The organism is Marinospirillum insulare DSM 21763 (genome assembly GCF_000686905.1).
GTDB lineage: Bacteria > Pseudomonadota > Gammaproteobacteria > Pseudomonadales > Halomonadaceae > Marinospirillum > Marinospirillum insulare.
This window is the reverse complement of sequence record NZ_JMLW01000019.1, coordinates 22885-45890: the sequence shown is the minus strand read 5'-3', so window position 1 is coordinate 45890 and position 23006 is coordinate 22885. Positions and strand designations below refer to the sequence as shown.

At 44.5% G+C, this 23006-nt stretch carries 21 protein-coding genes; 18 read left to right on the top strand and 3 right to left on the bottom strand.

The features are described 5' to 3' along the window. Positions 1–23: 23 nt before the first annotated feature. The 15 genes from leuC to BP27_RS0109065 all read left to right on the top strand — a co-directional run bounded on the left by leuC (position 24) and on the right by BP27_RS0109065 (position 16494). Positions 24–1442: a 3-isopropylmalate dehydratase large subunit gene (gene leuC, locus BP27_RS0109135; protein WP_027851299.1), complete on the top strand. Its 1419-nt coding sequence runs from the start codon at positions 24–26 to the stop codon at positions 1440–1442. Between the two features lie 3 nt (positions 1443–1445). Then, entirely contained in the window at positions 1446–2084 is a 639-nt protein-coding gene (gene leuD, locus BP27_RS0109130) for a 3-isopropylmalate dehydratase small subunit (protein ID WP_027851298.1), read from the top strand. Positions 2085–2125: 41 nt separating this feature from the next. Then, the gene (leuB, locus tag BP27_RS0109125; protein ID WP_027851297.1) at positions 2126–3214 is read left to right on the top strand and encodes a 3-isopropylmalate dehydrogenase; all 1089 of its coding nucleotides are present in this window, start codon (positions 2126–2128) and stop codon (positions 3212–3214) included. A 39-nt stretch (positions 3215–3253) separates the two neighbouring features. Continuing rightward, positions 3254–4363, top strand: coding sequence for an aspartate-semialdehyde dehydrogenase (gene asd, locus BP27_RS0109120; RefSeq protein ID WP_027851296.1), 1110 nt, complete (start codon positions 3254–3256; stop codon positions 4361–4363). 123 nt (positions 4364–4486) lie between these two features. Then, positions 4487–6814: a FimV/HubP family polar landmark protein gene (locus tag BP27_RS0109115; protein WP_027851295.1), complete on the top strand. Its 2328-nt coding sequence runs from the start codon at positions 4487–4489 to the stop codon at positions 6812–6814. Position 6815: 1 nt separating this feature from the next. Continuing rightward, positions 6816–7766 carry a tRNA pseudouridine(38-40) synthase TruA gene (truA, locus tag BP27_RS15800; protein WP_084324563.1) on the top strand — a complete coding sequence of 317 codons (951 nt, stop codon included), beginning with the start codon at positions 6816–6818 and terminating at the stop codon, positions 7764–7766. Between the two features lies 1 nt (position 7767). Next, entirely contained in the window at positions 7768–8406 is a 639-nt protein-coding gene (locus tag BP27_RS0109105; protein ID WP_027851294.1) for a phosphoribosylanthranilate isomerase, read from the top strand. A gap of 12 nt (positions 8407–8418) precedes the next feature. Further along, entirely contained in the window at positions 8419–9630 is a 1212-nt protein-coding gene (gene trpB / locus BP27_RS0109100; RefSeq protein ID WP_027851293.1) for a tryptophan synthase subunit beta, read from the top strand. A gap of 21 nt (positions 9631–9651) precedes the next feature. Further along, entirely contained in the window at positions 9652–10464 is an 813-nt protein-coding gene (gene trpA, locus BP27_RS0109095) for a tryptophan synthase subunit alpha (RefSeq protein ID WP_027851292.1), read from the top strand. 68 nt (positions 10465–10532) lie between these two features. Then, positions 10533–11399 (top strand): acetyl-CoA carboxylase, carboxyltransferase subunit beta, encoded by an 867-nt coding sequence (accD, locus tag BP27_RS15795; RefSeq protein ID WP_036239925.1) that lies wholly within the window; start codon positions 10533–10535, stop codon positions 11397–11399. A 44-nt stretch (positions 11400–11443) separates the two neighbouring features. Further along, positions 11444–12724: a bifunctional folylpolyglutamate synthase/dihydrofolate synthase gene (locus BP27_RS0109085; RefSeq protein WP_160169832.1), complete on the top strand. Its 1281-nt coding sequence runs from the start codon at positions 11444–11446 to the stop codon at positions 12722–12724. 2 nt (positions 12725–12726) lie between these two features. Continuing rightward, positions 12727–13275 carry an SPOR domain-containing protein gene (locus tag BP27_RS0109080; protein ID WP_027851290.1) on the top strand — a complete coding sequence of 183 codons (549 nt, stop codon included), beginning with the start codon at positions 12727–12729 and terminating at the stop codon, positions 13273–13275. 22 nt (positions 13276–13297) lie between these two features. Further along, positions 13298–13774: a CvpA family protein gene (locus BP27_RS15790; RefSeq protein ID WP_051610478.1), complete on the top strand. Its 477-nt coding sequence runs from the start codon at positions 13298–13300 to the stop codon at positions 13772–13774. 11 nt (positions 13775–13785) lie between these two features. Continuing rightward, positions 13786–15309, top strand: coding sequence for an amidophosphoribosyltransferase (gene purF, locus BP27_RS0109070; RefSeq protein ID WP_027851289.1), 1524 nt, complete (start codon positions 13786–13788; stop codon positions 15307–15309). Between the two features lie 3 nt (positions 15310–15312). After that, the gene (locus BP27_RS0109065; protein WP_027851288.1) at positions 15313–16494 is read left to right on the top strand and encodes an O-succinylhomoserine sulfhydrylase; all 1182 of its coding nucleotides are present in this window, start codon (positions 15313–15315) and stop codon (positions 16492–16494) included. Between the two features lie 82 nt (positions 16495–16576). Here the strand turns inward: BP27_RS0109065 and BP27_RS0109060 are convergent, their stop codons facing one another. The 3 genes from BP27_RS0109060 to BP27_RS0109050 form a co-directional block, all read right to left on the bottom strand. Continuing rightward, complete coding sequence (locus BP27_RS0109060) at positions 16577–18256, bottom strand: AMP-binding protein (protein WP_027851287.1); 1680 nt, start codon at positions 18254–18256, stop codon at positions 16577–16579. Between the two features lie 68 nt (positions 18257–18324). After that, entirely contained in the window at positions 18325–18765 is a 441-nt protein-coding gene (locus BP27_RS0109055; protein ID WP_027851286.1) for a MerR family transcriptional regulator, read from the bottom strand. A 78-nt stretch (positions 18766–18843) separates the two neighbouring features. Continuing rightward, positions 18844–19725, bottom strand: coding sequence for an AraC family transcriptional regulator (locus BP27_RS0109050; RefSeq protein ID WP_027851285.1), 882 nt, complete (start codon positions 19723–19725; stop codon positions 18844–18846). A 199-nt stretch (positions 19726–19924) separates the two neighbouring features. Between BP27_RS0109050 and BP27_RS0109045 the strand changes: the two genes are divergently transcribed. From BP27_RS0109045 to BP27_RS0109035, 3 genes are read left to right on the top strand one after another with little or no spacing between them, the layout of a single operon-like run. Continuing rightward, complete coding sequence (locus BP27_RS0109045) at positions 19925–21091, top strand: acyl-CoA dehydrogenase family protein (RefSeq protein ID WP_027851284.1); 1167 nt, start codon at positions 19925–19927, stop codon at positions 21089–21091. Beyond that, positions 21091–21870 (top strand): enoyl-CoA hydratase, encoded by a 780-nt coding sequence (locus BP27_RS0109040; RefSeq protein WP_027851283.1) that lies wholly within the window; start codon positions 21091–21093, stop codon positions 21868–21870. Before BP27_RS0109045 ends, BP27_RS0109040 begins: the two co-directional genes overlap by 1 nt. Positions 21871–21878: 8 nt before the next feature. Next, on the top strand, positions 21879–23000 hold the full coding sequence (locus BP27_RS0109035) for an enoyl-CoA hydratase/isomerase family protein (RefSeq protein ID WP_027851282.1): 1122 nt from the start codon (positions 21879–21881) through the stop codon (positions 22998–23000). Positions 23001–23006: the final 6 nt, after the last annotated feature.

Genomic DNA, 23006 nt, shown 5'->3' with positions numbered 1-23006 from the left:
CTAAAAATTGAGGAGAAAAAGAAATGGCTCAAACCCTATACGATAAACTGTGGGATGCCCACCTAGTTAAACAGCGCGATGATGGTACGGCGCTGATTTATATTGATCGTCATTTATTGCATGAAGTGACTTCACCCCAAGCCTTTGAAGGCTTGCGCTTGGCGGGTCGTAAACCTTGGCGTTTATCGGCCAACCTAGCTACGCCAGACCATAACGTGCCAACGACTGTTAAAGAGCGTGCCCAGGGTGTTAGCGGTATTGAAGATGAAATTTCACGTATTCAAGTGCAAACCCTAGACGACAACTGTGAAGCCTTTGGCATTACTGAATTTAAAATTAACGATATACGCCAAGGTATTGTTCATGTGGTTGGCCCAGAGCAGGGCGCAACGCTACCGGGTATGACTTTAGTGTGTGGTGATTCGCACACGGCAACGCATGGGGCTTTTGCTGCCTTAGCCCACGGGGTAGGTACTTCTGAAGTTGAGCACGTTTTAGCAACCCAGTGTTTAATTCAGCGCAAAATGAAAAACCTGCTGATTCAGGTGGATGGCAAGTTACAAAAAGGCGTAACTGCTAAAGATATCGTACTGGCAGTTATTGGTGAAATTGGTACCGCCGGTGGTACCGGTTATGCCATGGAGTTTGCTGGCTCAGCCATTAGTGAGCTTTCTATGGAAGGTCGTATGACCATTTGTAATATGGCAATTGAAGCTGGCGCACGTGTAGGTTTGGTGGCTTGCGACCAAACGACCCTAGATTACGTTGAAGGTCGTCCTTTTGCACCCAAGGGTAAAGAATGGGAGCAGGCAGTGACTTGGTGGAAAACACTGCATTCCGATGCTGATGCTAAGTTCGATAAAGTGGTTAAGTTAGATGCTGCCAAAATTGAGCCACAGGTTAGCTGGGGTACTTCGCCAGAAATGGTGGGCTCAGTGAATAGTCTTGTACCCGACCCAGCTAAAGCTGCTGATGAAAACCAGCGCAAAAGCTGGGAATCAGCTTTAAACTATATGGGTTTACAAGCTAACCAAGCGATTACTGATATTAAGTTAGACCGTGTATTTATTGGTTCTTGCACTAACTCACGCATTGAAGATTTACGTGCTGCGGCAGAAGTCGCCAAAGGCCGTAAAGTTGCCTCTACTTTAATGCAGGCTTTGGTGGTGCCGGGTTCAGGTTTAGTAAAAAAGCAAGCTGAAGAAGAAGGGTTAGATAAAATCTTTATTGAAGCCGGTTTTGAATGGCGTGAACCCGGTTGTTCTATGTGTTTGGCGATGAATGCCGATAAGTTAGGTCAGGGTGAGCATTGCGCTTCTACCTCTAACCGTAACTTTGAAGGTCGCCAAGGTTATGGTGGGCGTACACACCTAGTTAGCCCAGCTATGGCAGCCGCAGCGGCAATTGCTGGTCACTTTGTTGACGTTCGTGAGTGGAGTTAAAAAATGCAAAAATTTACCCAATTAAATGGCTTGGTGGCACCTTTAGATAGAGCCAACGTCGATACTGACCTAATTATTCCTAAGCAGTTTTTAAAATCCATAAAGCGCACGGGTTTTGGTCCTAATCTGTTTGATGAACTGCGTTATTTAGATGAAGGTTTTCCTGGTCAAGATGCAACGAATCGCCCCTTGAATAAAGACTTTGTACTCAACCAGCCACGCTATAAAAATAGTGAAGTGTTGTTGTCACGGGCTAACTTTGGGTGTGGTTCTTCACGTGAACACGCACCTTGGGCTTTGGTTGATTACGGCTTTCGTGCCATTATTGCGCCTAGCTTTGCCGACATCTTTTTTAACAACGCGCCCAAAAATGGCTTGTTGTTAATTCAGCTAGATGAAGCAACCGTTGAGCGTTTATTTAAAGAAGTAGAGGCTACAGAAGGCTATAAGCTGCTAGTAGATTTACCTGCCCAAACAGTGACTACGCCTAGCGGTGAAGTGCTTAGCTTTGAAATGGATCCCTTCCGTAAGCATTGTTTAATTGAAGGTTTAGATGATATTGGCCTAACCCTGAAAGATGCAGCCGACATTAAAGCTTATGAAGAAGCACGCGCTAAAGTAACGCCGTGGATTTTCGCCTAACCTAAATTGCTACCTAACTTATTGTTAATAGAGATTTTATAATGACTAAACATATTCTTGTGTTACCCGGTGACGGTATTGGTCCAGAAATTACCGCTCAAGCAGTAAAAGTGATGGAAGTTTGTCGTGATGAGTTTGGTGTGGATATTAGCTGGGAAGAAGCGCCTGTAGGTGGTGCTGGTTACGAAGCGGCAGGTCACCCTTTGCCACCAGAGACTTTGGCTAAAGCTCAAGCAGCTGATGCAATTGTATTAGGCGCAGTAGGTGGTCCTAAGTGGGACAAATTAGAAGATATTAGCTTGCGCCCAGAGCGTGGTCTGCTAGGTATTCGTAAAGAGTTAGCACTGTTTGGCAATTTGCGCCCAGCACTTTTATACCCTCAGCTAGCCGATGCTTCTAGCCTTAAACCTGAGGTGGTTTCTGGCTTAGATATTATGATAGTACGTGAGTTGACTGGTGGTATTTATTTTGGCCAACCACGCGGTATTCGTACCTTAGATAATGGCGAAAAAGAAGGTTTTAATACTTACGTTTATTCTGAAAGCGAAATTCGTCGTATTGCTAAAGTGGCTTTTGAAATGGCACGCAAGCGTAATAAGCGTTTGTGTTCGGTAGATAAAGCTAACGTGCTTGAAGTGACTATGTTGTGGCGAGATGTGATGGAAGAAGTGGCTAAAGACTACCCAGATGTAGAGTTGTCGCACATGTATGTTGATAACGCAGCCATGCAGCTAGTGCGTGCGCCTAAGCAGTTTGATGTGATGGTCACTGGTAATATGTTTGGTGATATTTTGTCGGATGCAGCGGCCATGCTTACTGGTTCAATCGGTATGTTGCCTTCAGCGTCTTTAGATGAAAACGCCAAAGGTATGTACGAGCCTTGCCATGGTTCAGCACCGGATATTGCAGGTAAAAACCTGGCCAATCCTTTGGCGTGTATTTTATCGGTGGCCATGATGTTACGCTATTCTTTTGATAATGCAGGCGTAGCAGGTAAAATTGAACAGGCAGTTAGTCATGTGCTTGATGAAGGCTTGCGCACTGCTGACATCTTGTCAGCTGGTCGGACACAAGTAGGCACAGTTGAAATGGGTGCTGCAGTTGTTAAAGCGCTGAAAGCACTTAAGTAAGCAAGATTGAAATAAGAAGCACTTAAATAAGAGGATACTATGAGTAAACTCACAGTAGGTTTAGTTGGCTGGCGCGGAATGGTCGGTTCGGTATTAATGCAACGGATGCAGGAAGAAAATGATTTTGATTTGTTTGAAGCGGTTTATTTTACTACTTCTCAGGCAGGTCAAGCGGGTCCTGATGGTCAGCCATTACAAAGTGCCACAGACTTAGACGCACTTAAAAAGTTGGATGTGATTCTAACTTGTCAAGGTGGTGACTACACCACGGAAGTGTATGGCCCACTGCGCGCAGCAGGTTGGCAAGGTTACTGGATAGATGCTGCTTCTAGCTTACGTATGGATGATGACAGCATTGTAGTGTTAGACCCAGTGAACCGTAAGGTCATTGATTCTGGCCTACAAAAAGGCATGAAAGCTTTTATTGGTGGTAACTGTACAGTTAGCTTAATGCTGATGAGCTTAGGTGGTTTGTTTGATAAAGGCTTAATTGAATGGATGACCTCCATGACTTATCAAGCGGCTTCTGGCTCAGGCGCACAGCACATGCGTGAACTGCTCAACCAAATGGGTGGCTTGCGCGATACGGTAGCCACTGAATTGGCTGATCCAGCCTCAGCTATTTTAGACATAGACCGAAAAGTAGCCGCTGCCATGCGTTCTAAAGACTTCCCAACCGATAAGTTTGGAGTGCCTTTAGCAGGTAGTTTAATTCCTTATATCGATTCACAGCTAGATAACAAGCAAAGCCGTGAAGAGTGGAAAGGCTATGCTGAAACCAATAAAGTGTTGGGCTTAAGCAATAACCCCATTCCTATTGATGGCTTATGCGTGCGTGTAGGTGCTATGCGCTGCCATAGCCAAGCCTTCACCATTAAGTTGAAGCAAGATGTACCTCTAGATGAAATTCATGACTTGTTAGATGCACACAACGATTGGGTTAAGGTCATACCTAATGAGCGTGAAGCATCCATTCATGAACTTGGTCCGACCGCTGTAACAGGCACCTTGTCGGTTCCTGTGGGCCGCTTAAGGAAAATGAATATGGGTTCAGAATACCTATCAGCATTTTCTGTAGGGGACCAGCTGCTATGGGGTGCTGCAGAGCCCTTGCGTAGAATGTTACGCATACTTTTAGAGCGCTCATAATGTAAAAAACGGCAGCCAAGGCTGCCGTTTTTGTAAATCAGCGATGACAAAGTGTGTAAAAACTGTTAAAAACGCTTATTAATTAAAATTAGGCAAGCTATGAGGCTGGGTATGGAGAGTAAGTTGAGCGGAGTAAGATCTTGGTTGCTAGCAGGTTTAACAGCTGTTGTTGTAGCAGTACCATCCATTTCTTGGTCGGTGGCACTGAGTAATGAAGAGTTACGCACTGCTTACGCGTCTACTTCTAACTCTCCTAATCGTCAGCGTACAATTCAAGTTGGGCCTAGAGATACCCTATGGAGTATTGCTCGCACTACTCGCCCTAGTAATAGAGTCACTATTAAACAGGCTATGCTGGCCATACGTGATGCCAACCCCGCAGCTTTTCCAACAGGCAACATTAATGAAATGGAAATGGGTGTGCGTTTAGTTATTCCTTCTAATAGTGCTATGACTAAGCGTACTGCTATGCAAGCTGAGCGAGAAGTAAGGCGCCAAAACCAAGCTTGGGTTGCTGGTCGTGCGGCTCCAGCTAAAACGAAGCCAGTTGCACAGCCTAAGCCAGTAGCTAAGCCCCAACCCGTTGCTAAACCTAAACCACCAGTTCAACCACCAGAAGTTAGCCCAGCTACTACTGAAACCACTAGCCAGCCTAATCAACAAGACCTAACCCTCAGTGCAAGAAAGGTTAGTAAGGCTCAAGAAGAGCGTATTAATGATCTAGAAAATAATCTTGCTAGCAGCGAAGAAAATTTAGAAATTGCTGAGCGAGAAAAAGATGAGCTAGCAGAACGTATTTCTGACATGCAACAGCAAGTTAGTACCCTGCAACAGCTTATTCAGTTGAAAGATAAACAGTTAGCTGACATGGAAGAGCAGCTAGCTTTAGAGCAAGCCCAGCCAGGGGCTAGCCGTACAATTCTACCCAAAGCACCAGAACCACAAGATTTAGCCAGTCAAATTAAGCGTCAGCCTGAGCTTTACGGTGCTTTAGCAGGCTCACTGGTTCTTTTGTTAATTTTATTTTTTGCACTGCTATCTGCTCGCAAAAAGCTTAAAAAAGCCAATCAACAAAAAACTGATGCTACAGCGGGTTTAACTTCTGCTTTTGCTGAAGATCAAGCTAGCTCAAAAGACTTTGATTTAGACCTTAATGCTCAGCCCCTAGAAGGGCTTGAAGAATTGGAGCCCCTTGATTTTGATGAGGAGTTAACGGGCGACCTCAGTTTAGATGACCTAGATAGCTTAGATAGTAATTTAGAAACAGCGGCTTCAGCTTCACCTGCTGCAGCTGTTACAGAACAAGAAAAACCTAAAGACCCACTAGAAGAGGCAGAAACGTTTATAGCCTACGGTCGTTTAGAGCAGGCAGCCGGCTTCTTACAGTCAGCCATAGAAAAAGAACCTCAGCGTGAAGATTTACGCATCAAGCTTTTAGAAGTTTTGGTTGAGTTAAACGATGAAGAAACTTTTCGTCAGCAGCAACAGCAATTAGCTGCTAACTCTGCATCTGCTGCAGGTTTAGCACGAGCAGAAGAGTTGGCTTCTCTATTTACACCTGCCAGCACTTCGGTTGACTCAGCAGAAACAGAGGTTGCAGAAGATGACTTAGGTGAGCTAGATCTGGGTGAAATGGATTTAGATGAGCTAGACGATTTAGATTTAATTTTCCCAGGTGAGGAAGAGGAAGAAGTTGCCGAAGAAGCTTCTCCGGCAGCAGACACTAGTTTTATTGCTGAAGCTGAGGGTGTTGTTGATGACTCTACTGACGATTTAGCTGATATAGATTCTCTAGAGGCAGATTTAGACGGTTTAATTGCTAGTAAAGAGCCAGTTAAAGCTAGCCCAAGCGAGCCAGCAGAAGAAGACCTAGATTTTGATGAGCTAGATGAAACAGACATAGAAAACTTGGAGCTAGAACTAGATTTAGAAAAGCCCTTAGATGAAAAAGAACTAGCAGATCAGAATGATCTTGCAGCAGATTTTGAGCCAGTAGACTATAAGTCTGATGCCGATGACTTTATGCAAGCTCTAGATAGCTTGAGTTTAAATAATGAGCCAGAGGGTGAAGTGCCCGCAACTGAACAGTCAGATCCTCAGCAGGCACCTGGTGTTGATGAAGAGCTGGCAGCATTAAATGAGAATTTTTCAGAGCTAGAAGCTTTTACTGAGACTAAACCCGCTGTGACCGATGATTTAAGTGACCTAGACGACTTTGGTGACCTTAGTGAGCTTGATGATTTAGGCAATTTAGATGATTTAGGTGATTTGGGAGATCAAGATTTAGATGGTGTTGAAGACAGTATGTCTACCCAATTAGACCTTGCAACAGCCTATATAGAAATGGGTGACCAAGAAGGTGCTAGAGAGCTGTTGGAAAAGATAGCTAAAGAAGGGGATGCAGACTTAAGGGCAACAGCTCAGCAAATGTTAGAGACCTTGTCTAACTAAAATGGCTTTGTCTGATCCCTTCGATTTATTTCCTATAGATGATGCTACACCCGGGCGATTAGCCTTGGGTGTAGAGTATTTAGGCAGTAACTACCGTGGTTGGCAAACTCAACAGGCAGGTGTGCCAAGTATTCAGCCCCTAGTAGAAAAAGCCTTAGCAAAAATTGCTTTAGAGCCCATTAGGATTCACTGTGCAGGTAGAACTGATGCCCAAGTTCATGCCTGTTGTCAGGTGGTTCACTTCGATACATCAGCAGCCCGCCCAAGTCGTGCGTGGGTATTAGCTACTAACAATAACCTGCCTGCCGATATTCGTATTCGCTGGTCCAAACCAGTGGCTAAGGATTTTCATGCACGCCACTCTGCTTTGGCTAGGCGTTACCGTTATGTGATTTTTAATTCCAGCGTACCTTTTGCGCAGATGCACGATCAACTGACTTGGCATAAAAAGCCCTTAGATGCTGAAAAAATGCATCAAGCAGCACAAAGGTTAGTGGGTGAAAAAGATTTCTCAGCTTTTCGTTCAGTGCGCTGCCAATCCTCAACTCCCTGGCGGCATTTGCACTTTATTCGTGTTTACCGCCGTGGCCAGTTAATTATTATTGATATTCAAGGCAATGCGTTTTTACATCACATGGTACGCAATATTGCTGGTGCTTTAATGGAAGTAGGTGAGGGTTTACAAACGGCTAGCTGGTTAACTGAATTATTAGCAGCTAAAGAACGTGCAGCAGCCGGAATTACCGCTCCAGCCGAAGGTTTATATATGGCAGCAGTGCATTATCCAGAAAGGTTTAGCTTGCCGCTTGAACCGCTGGGACCACATTTTATGCACTTGTTGGCTGATGAGCACCCAGATGATCCTTATCCAGAATTTTTGCCCGAGTGGTACCGTAGCGATTTAACTCGTTCGCAGCAGAAAATTACATCGCTACAAAAGGAAATGAGTTAGCGTGCGTATTAAAATCTGTGGTTTAACCCAGCTAGAAGATGCTTTAGCGGCAGTTAATGCGGGTGCCGATGCTTTAGGCTTTGTTTTTTATCCACCCAGCCCAAGAGCAGTAGCGCCAGAGCAAGCAGCTAAAATTATTCAACAACTACCTCCTTTTGTGATGATGGTGGGTTTGTTTGTTGATCCTGAGCCTGAATGGGTTGAAGAAGTGCTTAATACAGTAGCTATTGACCTGCTGCAGTTTCATGGCGATGAACCTGAAAACTTTTGCAAAAGTTTTGCTCGGCCTTATATAAAAGCGCTACGCATGAAGCCAGAATTTAATCCAGTGCAAGCAGCCGCTAACTGGCCAACAGCAAGGGGCTTTTTGCTGGATGCTTACACACCGGGTATTCCCGGCGGTACAGGTGAGGTGTTTGATTGGCAGCGTTTTCCTAAAAGTGAATCATCTAAGGGTGGGTTGCTTGATAATAAACCTCATCACTGGATTCTTGCTGGAGGTTTGACGCCATCCAATGTTGCTGAAGCTATCCAGATCACCCATCCTTATGCGGTGGATGTTTCTGGTGGAGTTGAAAGCAGTCGAGGTATAAAATGCTCGACAAAAATTAATGCCTTTATTAAGGCTGCTAGAAGTTAAGGGGTGTAAAGCGTGTCTAAATATGCAGATTTGCTAAACCTGCCAGATGCTCAAGGCCATTTTGGTCCTTATGGCGGTCGTTTTGTATCAGAAACCCTGAGCCATGCTTTGGAACAGCTAGAAGAGCAATACACTCGTCTAAGTGCTGATCCTGCTTTTCAGGCCGAGTTTGATAAAGACCTAGCCCAGTATGTAGGTCGTCCATCGCCGCTTTATCATGCTGAGCGTTGGTCTAATCACCTAGGTGGTGCGCAAATTTGGTTAAAGCGTGAGGACTTAAACCATACAGGTGCTCACAAGGTTAACAATACTGTGGGTCAGGCTTTGCTTGCCAAGTATTCGGGTAAACAGCGTATTATTGCTGAAACAGGCGCTGGCCAGCACGGTGTAGCTACAGCCACAGTAGCAGCCCGCTTAGGTTTAAAGTGCCAAGTTTATATGGGTGCAGAAGATGTGAAGCGTCAAGCACCCAATGTGTACCGTATGAAGCTACTAGGTGCTGAAGTAATCTCTGTAGAATCTGGCTCTAAAACCCTAAAAGATGCCATGAATGAAGCCATGCGTGACTGGGTTACCAATGTCGATGATACCTTCTACATTATTGGTACCGTTGCAGGTCCCCACCCTTATCCTTTGTTAGTGCGTAACTTTAACGCTGTAGCAGGGCGTGAAGCACGTGAACAAGCCCTGCAACAAATTGGTCGTTTACCCGATGCTTTAATTGCATGTATAGGCGGCGGTTCCAATGCGCTAGGTTTATTTCACCCCTTTATTACTGATGACGAAGTTGAAATGTATGGTATTGAAGCCGGTGGTGAAGGAATAGAGTCGGGTCGCCATGCAGCACCTTTAAATGCAGGTCGTCCGGGTGTATTACACGGTAACCGTACTTATTTAATGGAAGATGATGCAGGGCAAATTACTCCAACCCATTCCATTTCTGCCGGTTTAGATTACCCAGGTGTTGGGCCAGAGCATGCTAACTTAAAAGATGTGGGTCGGGTTAAGTATGAGTTGGCTACCGATGCAGAAGTGATGGAAGCCTTTGCTGACTTATGTAAATATGAAGGCATAATCCCTGCGCTAGAGTCGAGCCATGCTCTAGCCTTTGCTAAGCGTTTAGCGCCCACTTTAGGTAAAGATAAGCACTTGATTGTTAACTTATCTGGCCGTGGCGATAAAGACATAATGACCGTTGCAAAAATGCAAGGTATCACCCTTTAATTGCGTCTGATGGAGAAAAGCATGAGCCGTATTAAAACCACCTTTGCTAACTTAAAAGAGCAAGGACGCAAGGCGTTAATTCCTTTTATTACCGCAGGTGATCCTAAGCCTGATGCAACGCTAGAGTACATGCACGCTTTAGTTGAAGCGGGTGCAGATATTATTGAACTGGGTGTGCCTTTTTCAGACCCCATGGCCGATGGTCCGGTGATTCAAAAAGCTTGTGAAAGAGCTTTATTACACGGTACACGTTTAATTGATGTGCTAGGCATGGTGGCTGATTTCCGTAAAACTAATGACACTACGCCGGTTGTTTTAATGGGCTACTTAAACCCAGTAGAAGCGCTAGGTTATGAAAACTTTGTTAATGAAGCGGCAAAAGCAGGCTTAGATGGCGTGCTGGTCGTTGATTTGCCGCCCGAAGAGGCCACAGAGTTTTCTGCTTTATTGGCAGCTCAGCAATTAGATTCAATTTTTCTCTTGTCACCTACAACCACTTTAGAAAGAGCCAAGAAGATCTGTGCTGCCACCACTGGCTACTTGTACTATGTTTCCATAAAAGGGGTGACAGGGTCTGCTACACTAGACGTAGATGCAGTAGCAGAAAAACTCAATTTATTTGCTGGTATAACCGATTTACCTTTAGCTGTTGGCTTTGGTATTCGTGATGGTGCTACAGCAGCTGCACTAGGTGCTATATCTGACGGAGTGATTGTTGGAAGTGCGCTAGTTGGTAAGGTTGCAGAGTTAGCAGACCAGCCAGAAAAAATTGCACCCGCTATGAGTCAGGTACTGAATGAAATGCGTCAAGCCTTGGACAAGTTGCCAGGCTAAATAAATTACAACCCAGTCTTAGGCCTGGGTTAAACTGTCCTTATTAAATTTAGATTACAGAGTTTATTATGAGCTGGTTAAACCGAATAGTTCCATCCATTATCCGTTCTGAAGCAAGTGACCGTAAAGCCAATGTACCAGAAGGTTTGTGGCGTAACTGTCCTAAATGTATTTCAGCTATTTACCGTCCAGAGCTAGAAAAAAATCAGCTAGTTTGCCCTAAATGTGATCACCACATGCGTATTCCAGCACGCAAGCGCTTAGAAAACTTTTTAGATAAAGATACTTCTAGTGAGCTTTTTGCTGATCTAGAGCCAGTCGACCGTCTAAAATTCCGTGACTCCAAAAAGTACAAAGACCGTTTGACAGCAGCGCAACGTAGTACGGGTGAAAAAGATGCACTTATCGCAATGCGTGGTGACCTAAAAGGTATAGCGGTTGTGGCCGTAGCTTTTGAGTTTAATTTTATGGGCGGTTCTATGGGTTCTGTGGTCGGCGAAAAATTCGTTCGAGCTGCTGAACTAGCATTAAAAGAGCGTATTCCTCTTGTTTGCTTTTCTGCTTCGGGTGGCGCACGTATGCAAGAAGCCCTTTTCTCACTAATGCAGATGGCAAAAACCTCGGCAGCTTTAGAGCGAATGAAGCAAGCTGGTGTGCCTTATATTTCTGTTTTAACAGACCCGGTGTATGGTGGTGTTTCTGCTTCTTTAGCTATGTTGGGTGACTTAAACGTTTCTGAACCCTATGCTTTGTGTGGCTTTGCTGGTCCGCGGGTTATTGAGCAAACTGTACGTGAAAAGCTACCTGAAGGTTTCCAGCGTGCAGAGTTTTTACTCTCTCATGGTACGGTCGACATGATTATTCATCGTCATGAGCTAGCTGATAAACTCGGTGGCTTACTGCGTAAAATGACCCAACAACCTACAGCCTGCTGATAACACTAGTGACCTCAAGATTACAGCTGGGTGCTTCCACAAGTTTGGACATCTGGCTTAAGCATTTAGAAAGTCTGCACTCCCGAGAAATAGACTTGGGACTCGACAGAGTGAGGGCAGTAGCAGAACGCTTAAAACTACCTTTAACATCAGAGCAGCGTGCTAATCAAGCTCTGGTGTTCTCTGGCACTAACGGTAAAGGTTCAACCCTTGCATTAACTGAGTCTATGGCGCTTGCTCAGGGTTTAAGTGTCGGTAGTTATACCTCCCCACATTTCTTCGACTTTAATGAACGCATTAAAATTAACGGTACGCCAGTTAGTGATGAAACGATCACTGCTGCCTTTGCTCGCATAGAAGCAGCACGTTTAACCCCCTTAGAAGATGCTATTTCACTCAGTTACTTTGAATTTGCTACCCTTGCAGGTTTGCTAATTTTTCAAGATGCGGGTGTTGATTTATGGTTACTAGAAGTGGGTTTAGGTGGTCGGCTAGATGCGGTAAATATTGTTGATGCTGATTTAGCCGTGCTAGTGACTGTAGCGCAAGACCATGCCGAGTACCTAGGTGCTGACTTAGAGTTTATTGGCCATGAAAAAGCGGGCACCTTTCGCCAAAACCGCCCTGTTGTTTTAGGTAGTAGCAAGCTGCCTGCTAGTGTAGAAGACTATGCTCAAAACTTGGCTTGTCCTATTTTTCAGCTGGACAAAACCTTTCAGCGAAGTTTGCCAGTAGATAATCTTTGGTCTTGGCAGGGTTTAAATAAGCAAAATCAGCCCATGCATTTTAACCAGTTACCCACCTGCTCTTTACCTTTAGATAACGCTGCTACGGCTATTCAAGCTTTAATTCTGCTTTACCCCCAGTTGACTGAAACAGCCATTAAACAGGGTTTGGCTGCAGCTAAACTAACCGGGCGTATGCAAGGTGAAGGTCGTTGGTTGCTAGATGTTGCCCACAACCCTGAAGCGGCCAGTTATTTGGCTGCTAGGCTTGAAGAGCTGCCAAGCAAAAAGCGTTTAGGTTTAGTGGGCATGATGGCAGACAAAGATATAAAAGCTAGTTTGCAGCCTTTGTTACCCTTGGTTGATGCTTGGGTAGTGACTAGCCTGCCTTTACCCAGAGCTATGCCCGCAAAAGAACTAGCCAGCCTACTTGAATCCTTGGGTGCAAAGGTAGTTTTAGCTGACCCTGATACTCAAGGCGGTCTAGCCTTTTCTACCGCTAAACAGCTGTTGGACCAAGCTTATGATGAGGTTTTAGTGATGGGTTCTTTCTTTACACTGGCACAAGTATTACGCCAGCTGCCTAAGAGTGAGGCTTAACCATGCGTTATGGCTTAAAAGAGCGCCTATTAGGAGCCTTGGTACTCATTGCCTTGGCAGTCATCTTTGTTCCTTTTCTCTTAGAGGAAAAGCGCCCTAGTGCACCTATTTCTGATAAAATAATTACGCCTGAACCACCCGAGTCAGTAAAATCTACTGTAAAAAAACCGGTTGCTCCCAAGTTGCCACCTAGCCTTAACGAGCAACAAAAGCAGCAAGTGGTTGAAAACAACAAAAACCTGCCTAAATCGGGCTTAACTTTGAAGCCTGAGGGTGGTGTTGATGCTTGGGCTATTCAGGTGGCATCTTTTGGTGATTCTACTAATGCTAAGCGTTTAGTTAAGCAGCTAGAGCAAAAAAACTATCATGCCTATTGGCGAAAAATAAATGCTATGGCCGTGGTGTTTATTGGCCCTTATTTAAGCCAAAATGAAGGGCGTAATGTACAAGACAAGCTTTTACAAGAGCAGGGCTTAAAAACACTCTTAACGGGCTATGTGCCCGAATATGAAGCAAGAATCAAGGGCAGTTTGCCTACTAGTGAAGACTAGTTAAATTTTAAGGGGTGATCGAATGAATATGATTGATATAGGTATTTTAGTCATTGTATTTGCTTCAGTTTTGCTGGCCTTTTGGAAAGGCTTTGTTCAGCAAGCCATTTCTTTAGCGGGCTGGGTCGTTGCCTTGTTAGCTGCCCGTTTATTAGGTAAAGAGCTAGCACCTTTATTTGGGTCAATAGTGACAGATCCAAAAATACAGCTAGCAGTCGCTTATGTAGTGATTGTTTTGGTGGTTATTCTTGCAACTAAAGTGGTTTCTAGTGCTTTTGGCACTTTAGTGCAAAAAATAGGTTTGGGGTATTTAGACAGGCTACTAGGTATCTTGTTTGGTGGTTTGCGTGGGCTGATTATTGTTGTGCTGCTAGTGGCCGTGTTTAGTTTAACTGGTTTACGAGAAGGGGCAGCTTGGCAGGAGTCTCAACTTCTACCTTACATGGAACAGATTCGCGATTGGACCGCAGGGCAATTTGACGATTATTCAAAGAGATAGGTGAAAGCTTCATGTGTGGAATAGCAGGCATTATGGCTCATGAGTCAGTGAATCAGTTATTGTTTGACAGTCTGACCGTGTTACAACATAGAGGCCAAGATGCTGCGGGTATCATGACCTGTGATAAAGGGCGCTTTTACCTGCGTAAAAGTAATGGTTTGGCTCGTGATGTTTTTCGTACGCGTCACATGAAAAACCTGTTTGGTAATATGGGTATAGGTCATGTTCGCTACCCAACGGCTGGCTCTTCAACCGAGGCTGAGTCACAACCTTTTTATGTGAACTCGCCCTATGGTATTGCCCTGGCACACAATGGCAACCTAACCAATTCAGAAGCGTTAAGTGAAGAAGTCTTCCGTACCGATCTTCGCCATATAAATACCAACTCTGATTCAGAGGTATTGCTGAATATTTTTGCGCATGAGTTAAGCAAGCAAGGTATGAGCTTAACCCCTGACGATATTTTTGCAGCTATCGGTCGTCTTTATGAGCGGTGTGAAGGTGGTTACGCTGCAGTAGCTATGATTAGTGGCTATGGTTTAGTTGGTTTTCGTGACCCTAATGCTATACGTCCTATAGTTATAGGGCAGCGAGAAACACCTCAGGGCATGGAGTATATGATTGCCTCAGAAAGTGTAGCGCTAGACGTAGTAGGCTTTGAATTGATTCGTGATGTGCAACCGGGTGAAGCTGTTTATTTAGATACTCAAGGCCAGTTACACACGCGGGTTTGCACCAGTAAAACTCAGTTATCGCCTTGTATTTTTGAGCATGTTTATTTAGCACGCCCAGACTCCATTATGGATGGCATTAATATTTACCATGCACGTATGCAAATGGGCGAAAAACTAGCCGAGAAAATTACCCGTGTAATGCCCAAGCATGATATCGACGTGGTTATTCCTATTCCTGATACCAGTAGAACGTCTGCTTTAGAACTAGCTCAACACCTAGGGGTTACCTACCGCGAAGGCTTTATTAAAAATCGCTATATAGGGCGTACTTTTATTATGCCTGGACAAACCCTGCGTAAAAAATCGGTACGTCAGAAGCTAAACGCTATAGGTATGGAATTTAAAGGCAAAAATGTTTTGCTGGTTGATGATTCAATCGTGCGCGGTACCACCTGTAATGAAATTATTATGATGGCGCGTGATGCAGGCGCTAACAAGGTGTACTTTGCTTCAGCAGCGCCCCCGGTTCGTTACCCGAATGTTTATGGCATAGATATGCCTGCGGCTAAAGAGCTAATTGCTCATGAGCGTACCGAAGATGAAATTTGTAAGTTAATTGGTGCTGACTGGCTGGTTTATCAAGATTTAGATGATTTGATTGATGCTTGTAAAGAACTAAACCCCGCTGTTAAGCAGTTTGATTGCTCGGTTTTTAATGGCGAGTATATTACGGGTGGTATAGATCAAACCTACCTTAACAACCTAGAAAAGCAGCGTAATGATGCTGCGAATAAAGGTAGTGACTCAGCTGACTCTGCTATTGAGTTACATAACGACAACTCAACAGAAACAGAGGATTAAATCATGCCGAATAATCAATCTTGGGGTATAGATACCTTAGCTTTACGCAAAGGTCAGCATAGAACTGCTGAACGTGAGCATGCTGAGCCTATTTTTACTACATCTAGCTATATTTTTGAATCAGCGGCTCATGCTGCAGAATGTTTTGCTAATGAAACGGGTGAGCACAACATTTATTCGCGCTTTACCAACCCAACAGTACGCTGTTTTGAAGAGCGTTTAGCCGCTTTAGAAGGCGGTGAGCGAGCGATAGCAACCAGCTCTGGTATGGCAGCTATCTTGTCGGTTTGCATGGCATTTTTACAACAGGGCGATGAAATCGTTTGTTCGCGTAGTGTGTTTGGTTCAACCATTGGCTTATTTAGCCGCATGATGAACCGTTTTGGTGTTACCACCCACTTTGTAGAACTACAAGATTTAACCGCTTGGGAAGCAGCTTGTAACGATAAAACCCGCTTGTTGTTTGTAGAAACGCCTTCTAACCCTTTAAGCGAAATCGCTGACTTAGAAGCCTTAGCTCACTTGGCTAAAAGCAAAGGCTTGCGTTTAGTGGTAGATAACTGCTTCTGTACCCCTGCGCTGCAACTACCTTTGCAATTAGGTGCAGACATTGTTGTTCACTCAGCAACCAAATACCTAGACGGCCAAGGTCGTATGATTGGTGGTGCGGTAGTTGGCAGCGATAAAGACATGGCAGAAGTGTTTGGTGTAGTACGTACCGCAGGCCCTTGCATGAGTCCTTTTAATGCTTGGGTATTTTTGAAAGGTTTAGAAACCTTGCGCCTGCGTATGGATGCCCACTCTGCTAGCGCCTTAGATTTAGCTCGCTGGTTAGAAGAACAACCCCAGGTTAAAAAAGTACATTATGCTGGCTTAACCAGCCACCCACAGCATGAATTAGCCAAAAAGCAAATGCGTGGCTTTGGTGGGGTGTTATCGTTTGAAATGCAAGGTGGAAAAGAAGCCGCTTGGCGGGTTATAGATGCAACCCAAATGTTGTCTATTACAGGAAACTTAGGCGATGCAAAAACCACCATTACCCATCCAGCCACCACCACTCACGCAAAGTTAAGCCCTGAAGCACGCGCTGAGGTGGGTATTACTGATGGTTTAATTAGAATATCGGTTGGTTTAGAAGACGTTAAAGATATTAAAGCTGATTTAGCCGTGGGTATTAGCAATTAAGCTATTTAACCAAGCTAAGCTAGGAAAACTTACTGAGTAAACACATAAAAAACGGGGCCTAAGCCCCGTTTTTTTGTAATGCTTAACGAATACCGAGTTCTTCCATACTCATATCACGCATTTTAAATTTCTGAATTTTACCCGTGACGGTCATAGGGAAGTCTTGGGTGAATTTAAAGTAGCGTGGCACTTTGTAGTGGGCAATTTTACCTTTACAGAAGGCTTTTAACTCGTCTTCATTGAGCGACTTACCTTCATGGACTTTAATCCAAGCCATCACTTCTTCGCCATACTTTTGGTCTGGAATACCAATAACCTGAACATCAGAAATAGCTGGGTGAGTGTAGAAAAACTCTTCTAATTCACGTGGGTAGATATTTTCACCACCACGAATGATTAAGTCTTTTATACGGCCAGTAATGGCAACGTAGCCTTCTTCGTCCATTTGTGCCAAGTCACCTGTGTGCATCCAACCGTTGACTATCGACTCTTGGGTGGCTTGTTCGTTATTCCAGTAGCCCAACATAACACTGTAGCCGCGCGTACATAGTTCGCCTTTCTCGCCTCGCTCAACCACTTCGCCAGATTCTGGGTCAACCAGTTTTACTTCTAGGTGAGGGTGAATGGTACCAACGGTAGAAACACGTTTTTCTAGTGGTGCATCCATACGGGTTTGGAAGCTAACTGGGCTGGTTTCAGTCATGCCATAGCAGATGGTGACATCTTTCATGTTCATCTGGGCAATGACCTTTTTCATCACTTCGATAGGGCAGTTAGAGCCAGCCATAATGCCCGTGCGTAAGTGGCTAAGGTCATAGTTAGCAAAGTTAGGGTGCTCTAGTTCAGCGATAAACATGGTGGGTACACCATAGAGAGCAGTGGCTTTTTCTTCTTCAACCGTTTGCAGGGTTGTTTCTGGGTCAAAACCATCGGAAGGGTAAATCATGGTTGAGCCATGCGTAATACAGCCCAAGTTGCCCATCACCATACCAAAGCAGTGATAAAGGGGGACAGGGATAACCACTCGATCTTGATCCGTTAAAGCCATACCTTCAGCTACAAAGTAACCATTATTCAAAATATTGTGGTGCGAAAGGGTTGCGCCTTTAGGAGCCCCCGTAGTACCTGAGGTGTATTGAATATTAATTGGGTCATCAAACTGCAAGGTTTTTTGTACATCAGCTAGGGCAGCTTCAGTCACTTGATCGTGCATTGCCATTAAATCTGACCAGGTGTACATGCCCTCGGTTGCTAAGTCTTCATCTAAGCAAATAACACGCTTTAGCTCGGGTAGCTTTTTACTGGTCAAATTTTGCGGTGTACTGGTATGCAGTTCAGGCACTAGCTCACAAATAATTTCAGCATATTTAGAAACCTTGAATTCACCTTCAAGAATTAAGGTATTAGTTGCCGATTGTTTCAGTGCGTATTCTAGCTCGTGAGTGCGGTAGCTAGGGTTAATGTTGACTAAAATGGCACCAATTTTTGCTGTTGCAAACTGGGTGATACACCACTGCGCATTATTCGGTGACCAAATACCGACCCTTTCACCCTTGGTAACCCCCATTTTTAACAAACCACGAGCACAGCGATTAACTTCCTCTTGTAGCTCTTGGTAGGTGTAACGAAGGTTTTGATGGCGTGAAATTAGCGCATCGTTATTAGGAAAGCTGGCCACAGTTTGGTCAAATAGGTCACCAATGGTCATCCCAATTAAAGGACGTTCACTTTTGCCGCTGACGTAACTTAGCTGTTTGCTCATAAACCCACCTCTTACTTTTGTCTTTGTTGTGTGTTGGTTTTGAACAGTAGGGTAAGCAGTTAGAAGTGCTAGCCTACTTTTCGTTGTTGTGTTGAAGCTTTTTTCTCATCACGTTGACGCACTTTAACCAAAGCATCTTGGCAACGTGATTCAGCAATGTTGAGCTCTTCTTGTAAGCGTTGAATATCGCTGAGCTGTTGGCGCATATCAGCTTGCTTTTTAGATAAAATATCTAGCATATACAAGAGCTGCTTTTCATTGCCTTGGGTAGTGGAGTCGTACATATCGAACAGTTCTTTGCTTTCTGCCAAACTAAAACCTAAGCGTTTGCCGCGCAAAGTTAGCATTAACCTAACCCGGTCTTTAGGGCTGTAAATGCGCGTTTGGCCTTGGCGAGCAGGGTTTAACAAACCTTGCTGCTCGTAAAAGCGTATAGTTCGTGTGGTTACTTCAAACTCTTTAGCTAGCTCACTAATGCTATAAGTAGGAAGCTTCACTTTATTGTTCATTGGTTAGGTTTCCAAAAGTTTTATGCATCAACTCTAATCAAGGTTGACGTTTACGTAAAGGAAAATGTGCTATTATTTTCAATAACGGTTCACTCGTCGATAATTTCCTGGGCTGACACCCATGACTTTTTTAAATAATCGAGAGAAGTAATAGCTATCTTCATAGCCCAACTGTTCAGCAATACTACCTATACTGGATTCACCTGTATCTAAGAGATAACAAGCCCGCTCAATTTTCATTTGTAAGTAGTGCTGTATAGGTGTTTCGCCAGTTATTTGTTTGTAGCGGGCAATGAAATGATACCTAGATAAACCTGCTGTTGCAGCTAGGCTATCAAGGTCGAGCCGAGTATTTAAGTGATCACGCATTTGTTCTTGTAGTAGAGGCAAGTTTAAATCTGTTTGCTGTTTAACTTGAGGCCTTTTATGCGACAAGGGTAGGGCAGTTAAAAGCTGCCTTAAACGGTTGCTGGCATGAATTAATGGCTGCTCTTGAAAGCCACTGTCTTGAACCGATAGCAAACCATTAAAATCTACCAATAGGCGTGGTTGTCTACCTAGGTTAATGCGTCTATTTAACCCGCTAAAGCCTAAGTATTGGCGAAAATAACTCGCTAAAGGGCCTGAATAATGAACCCAGTGAATGGTCCAAGGGTTGTTGTCGAGCGTAGTGTAGCGGTGGGCTTCGCCTGCAGGCAGGTAAAGCAAGTCGCCCGCGACTACTTTTAAAGCTTGTTGCCCTGTAACTACTTCTGCCTCTCCCTCAGTACAGTAAATAAGCAACTCATCTTTATGTTGGCTTCGATTCATTGAATGCCCTTTAGCTCTTTGATAATGCCCAAAAGAGATAGGGTAAAGCTCACGGGTAAGTGGGTGTTTTTCTAACAGTTTTATTAGGCGCTGGGGAATAATGTAGCGCAAACTGCCTTGGGGTAATGGCCAATCTGAAGTCTGTGACATGCTAAGTACCTTTAGATAGATCGCAATATAATCCATCTACTAAACAATTTAGTCAATTTACCTAGGGCTAAAGACTTGCTAAATTTTTAAACAACCTAGCAGCTGCTTGGTTTATTTAGTCTTTTTAAAAGCAGCTGTCCAAGTAAACAAGCCTAATAAATGGGCTGATACTGATAAAAGAGAACCAAGAGGAAAGCTAATGAATTTTAATCTAACCGAAGACCAGGTTGCTTTTCGTGATGCAGCTAAAGCTTTTGCTCAGAATGAAATGGCACCCCATGCAGCCCAATGGGATGCTGAACATATTTTCCCTGTAGATGTAATTCGTGAAGCTGGTGAGATGGGCTTTTGCGGTATGTACACGCCGGAAGACTTAGGAGGCATGGGCTTATCTCGCTTAGACACCAGCGTGATAGTTGAAGAGCTAGCTGCTGCCTGCCCATCCACTGCTGCCTATATCACCATTCACAATATGGTGTGCTGGATGATTGCAAGTTTTGCTCAGCCTGAGGCAGCAAGTGAAATAGCACCCAAGTTGGCCAGTGGTGAGCTGTTAGGTTCTTACTGTTTAACCGAGCCAGGTGCAGGTTCAGATGCTGCCAGCCTACGCACTAAAGCAGTAAAAGAAGGCGAAGAGTATGTGTTAGAAGGCTCGAAGATGTTTATTTCGGGTGCTGGTAGTACAGATATATTGGTGGTTATGGCAAGAACTGGCAGCCAAGAAGAAGGTGCTCGTGGCATTTCAGCTTTTATTGTGGATGCAAAAGCAGAAGGTATTGAGTATGGCAAAAGCGAAGATAAGCTAGGTTGGAACAGTCAGCCAACACGCCTGATTACTTTTGATAAGGTGCGAGTACCAGCAGCCAACCTACTAGGCAAAGAAGGCGAAGGATTTAAAATTGCCATGAAAGGGCTAGATGGTGGGCGACTTAATATTGCTACCTGTTCTTTAGGTGCTGCTCAGGCAGCCCTAAGCTTGGCGCGTGACTATCTACATGAGCGTAAGCAGTTTGGCAAAGAGTTAGCAGGTTTTCAGGCGCTACAATTTAAAATTGCTGATATGGCGACAGAATTAACAGCGTCTAGGCAAATGGTACGTTTAGCCGCTTTTAAGCTAGATGAAGCTGACCCAGAAGCCACGCTTTACTGTGCTATGGCTAAGCGCTTTGCTACAGATGCTTGTTTCCAAGTAATAGACGATGCCCTGCAGCTGCATGGCGGTTATGGTTATATTCGTGAATACCCTTTAGAGCGTTACTTGCGTGATACGCGTGTACATCGCATTCTAGAAGGCACAAATGAGGTGATGCGCTTAATTGTAGCGCGTCGAGTTCTTGAAGAAGGTGTTTTGGAGGCAATCTACTAATGACCCCTTTATTAAAGTATGAAAAACGTGGCCACATAGCGGTTGTTACTATCAACAATCCCCCCGCTAATACCTGGAATGAAGAGTCTTTATCAGGTTTAAAAAACCTAGTTGAAGGCTTAAACGAAGACCGTGATATTTATGCGCTAGTCATCACGGGTGAAGGCGAGAAGTTCTTTTCTGCAGGTGCCGACTTAAATAAATTTGCAGACGGCGATAAAGCAGTTGCACGTGATATGGCGCGTCATTTTGGTTTGGCATTTGAAGCCTTAACTAATTTCCGTGGTGTATCTATTGCAGCGATTAATGGCTTTGCTATGGGTGGTGGTTTGGAATGCGCCCTGTCTTGCGACTTGCGTGTTGCTGAAGAACAAGCACAAATGGCGTTACCAGAAGCGCGTGTCGGCTTGCTGCCTTGTGCAGGTGGAACGCAAAACCTGCCACACCTAGTAGGCGAAGGTTGGGCGAAGCGTTTAATTTTATGCGGCGAACGCATTAAAGCTGATAAAGCCTTAGAAATTGGCTTGGTTGAAGAAGTGGTTCCTCAGGGTAAAGCCTTAGAGCGTGCTTTAGAGCTAGCTGAAATGGCTTGCCAGCAATCACCTTCATCCATTGCCTCTTGTAAACAGCTAGTGATGCACTCACGCGAATCAAGCAGCCACGAACAAGGCTGGCGCTTAGAGCGTGAGCTATTTGTTGACTTGTTTGATACTGAAGATCAAAAAGAAGGTGTACAGGCTTTTCTAGAGAAGCGTACCGCCAACTGGAAAAACCGCTGAGGTGATGTATGAGTGATCTACCCGTACTTTTTAGCGAGCTACCGCTAAATAATGGCCAAAAAATTGGGGTGGCAACACTGAATGCCCCCCGAGCTTTAAATGCACTCTCTTTGGAGATGATAGACCAGCTTTTAGCCAAGTTTGAAAATTGGGCAGCCGATGATCAAGTAGCTGCAGTTTGGTTGGAAGGTGCAGGCGATAAAGCCTTCTGTGCCGGTGGTGATATTGTTGCGCTTTACCGCTCTATGACTGAATACACGGGTGGAACTGATCCAGCCAAGGAAAATCCTTATGCTGAAAGGTTCTTTACTAATGAGTATAAGCTAGATTATTTAATTCATACCTATCCTAAACCCCTGATTGTATGGGGTAATGGCATAGTGATGGGTGGCGGTATGGGGCTATTTGCTGGCGCGGCTTTTCGGGTAGTCACTGAAACTTCACGTTTAGCCATGCCCGAAATTACCATAGGTCTCTACCCAGATGTTGGCGGCAGCTGGTTCTTAAACCGTATGCCAGGGCGCTGTGGTTTATTTCTAGGTTTAACCGGTGCACATTTTAATGCAGCTGATGCTTTGTTTGTAGGTCTGGCCGATCGCTTTATAACCCACGAAAAACGTAATCAAGTATTGGCTGCTTTAGAAGAGGCTTCTTGGAAGAAGGATCACTTTAAAACAGTCAGCCAGATTTTGCGTGAGTTTGAAGCTAATAGCCAAGCAGAGCTACCTGAAGCACAGGTTGAGCCTAATTTTGCTGAAATTCAACAGCTCACCGATGCTGACTCTGATTTAGAGCGAGCTAAAAAAATTGCCGCTTATACGGGTGATGAAAAGTGGTTGAAACGTGCTGCGGCAAGCCTTGCTGCAGGTTCGCCAACCGCTATGTTACTTATTCAAGAGCAGTTGCGTCGTACCCGTCATGCTTCCTTAAAAGAAGTGTTCCAACAAGAACTGAATCTTTCCGTCCAAGCGAGTTTAAAAGGTGAGTTTGCAGAGGGTATCCGTGCCTTGTTAATTGATAAGGATAAAAACCCACGTTGGAACTATCCTACCGTTGATGCAGTTGAGCAGCAGTGGATAGACAGTTTTTTTGAACCACTTTGGTCAGAAAGTCCTTTGCAAACCTTTTAATTAAAA

Excerpts from the sequence above, each read along its gene's own strand:
- BP27_RS0109055 (WP_027851286.1), bottom strand. The coding sequence starts at position 18,765 with ATGAACAATAAAGTGAAGCTTCCTACTTATAGCATTAGTGAGCTAGCT.
- truA (WP_084324563.1), top strand. The coding sequence starts at position 6,816 with ATGGCTTTGTCTGATCCCTTCGATTTATTTCCTATAGATGATGCTACA.
- BP27_RS0109060 (WP_027851287.1), bottom strand. The coding sequence starts at position 18,256 with ATGAGCAAACAGCTAAGTTACGTCAGCGGCAAAAGTGAACGTCCTTTA.
- trpA (WP_027851292.1), top strand. The coding sequence starts at position 9,652 with ATGAGCCGTATTAAAACCACCTTTGCTAACTTAAAAGAGCAAGGACGC.
- accD (WP_036239925.1), top strand. The coding sequence starts at position 10,533 with ATGAGCTGGTTAAACCGAATAGTTCCATCCATTATCCGTTCTGAAGCA.
- leuC (WP_027851299.1), top strand. The coding sequence starts at position 24 with ATGGCTCAAACCCTATACGATAAACTGTGGGATGCCCACCTAGTTAAA.
- asd (WP_027851296.1), top strand. The coding sequence starts at position 3,254 with ATGAGTAAACTCACAGTAGGTTTAGTTGGCTGGCGCGGAATGGTCGGT.
- leuD (WP_027851298.1), top strand. The coding sequence starts at position 1,446 with ATGCAAAAATTTACCCAATTAAATGGCTTGGTGGCACCTTTAGATAGA.
- leuB (WP_027851297.1), top strand. The coding sequence starts at position 2,126 with ATGACTAAACATATTCTTGTGTTACCCGGTGACGGTATTGGTCCAGAA.
- purF (WP_027851289.1), top strand. The coding sequence starts at position 13,786 with ATGTGTGGAATAGCAGGCATTATGGCTCATGAGTCAGTGAATCAGTTA.
- BP27_RS0109065 (WP_027851288.1), top strand. The coding sequence starts at position 15,313 with ATGCCGAATAATCAATCTTGGGGTATAGATACCTTAGCTTTACGCAAA.
- BP27_RS0109045 (WP_027851284.1), top strand. The coding sequence starts at position 19,925 with ATGAATTTTAATCTAACCGAAGACCAGGTTGCTTTTCGTGATGCAGCT.
- BP27_RS15790 (WP_051610478.1), top strand. The coding sequence starts at position 13,298 with ATGAATATGATTGATATAGGTATTTTAGTCATTGTATTTGCTTCAGTT.
- BP27_RS0109035 (WP_027851282.1), top strand. The coding sequence starts at position 21,879 with ATGAGTGATCTACCCGTACTTTTTAGCGAGCTACCGCTAAATAATGGC.
- BP27_RS0109080 (WP_027851290.1), top strand. The coding sequence starts at position 12,727 with ATGCGTTATGGCTTAAAAGAGCGCCTATTAGGAGCCTTGGTACTCATT.
- BP27_RS0109050 (WP_027851285.1), bottom strand. The coding sequence starts at position 19,725 with ATGTCACAGACTTCAGATTGGCCATTACCCCAAGGCAGTTTGCGCTAC.
- BP27_RS0109040 (WP_027851283.1), top strand. The coding sequence starts at position 21,091 with ATGACCCCTTTATTAAAGTATGAAAAACGTGGCCACATAGCGGTTGTT.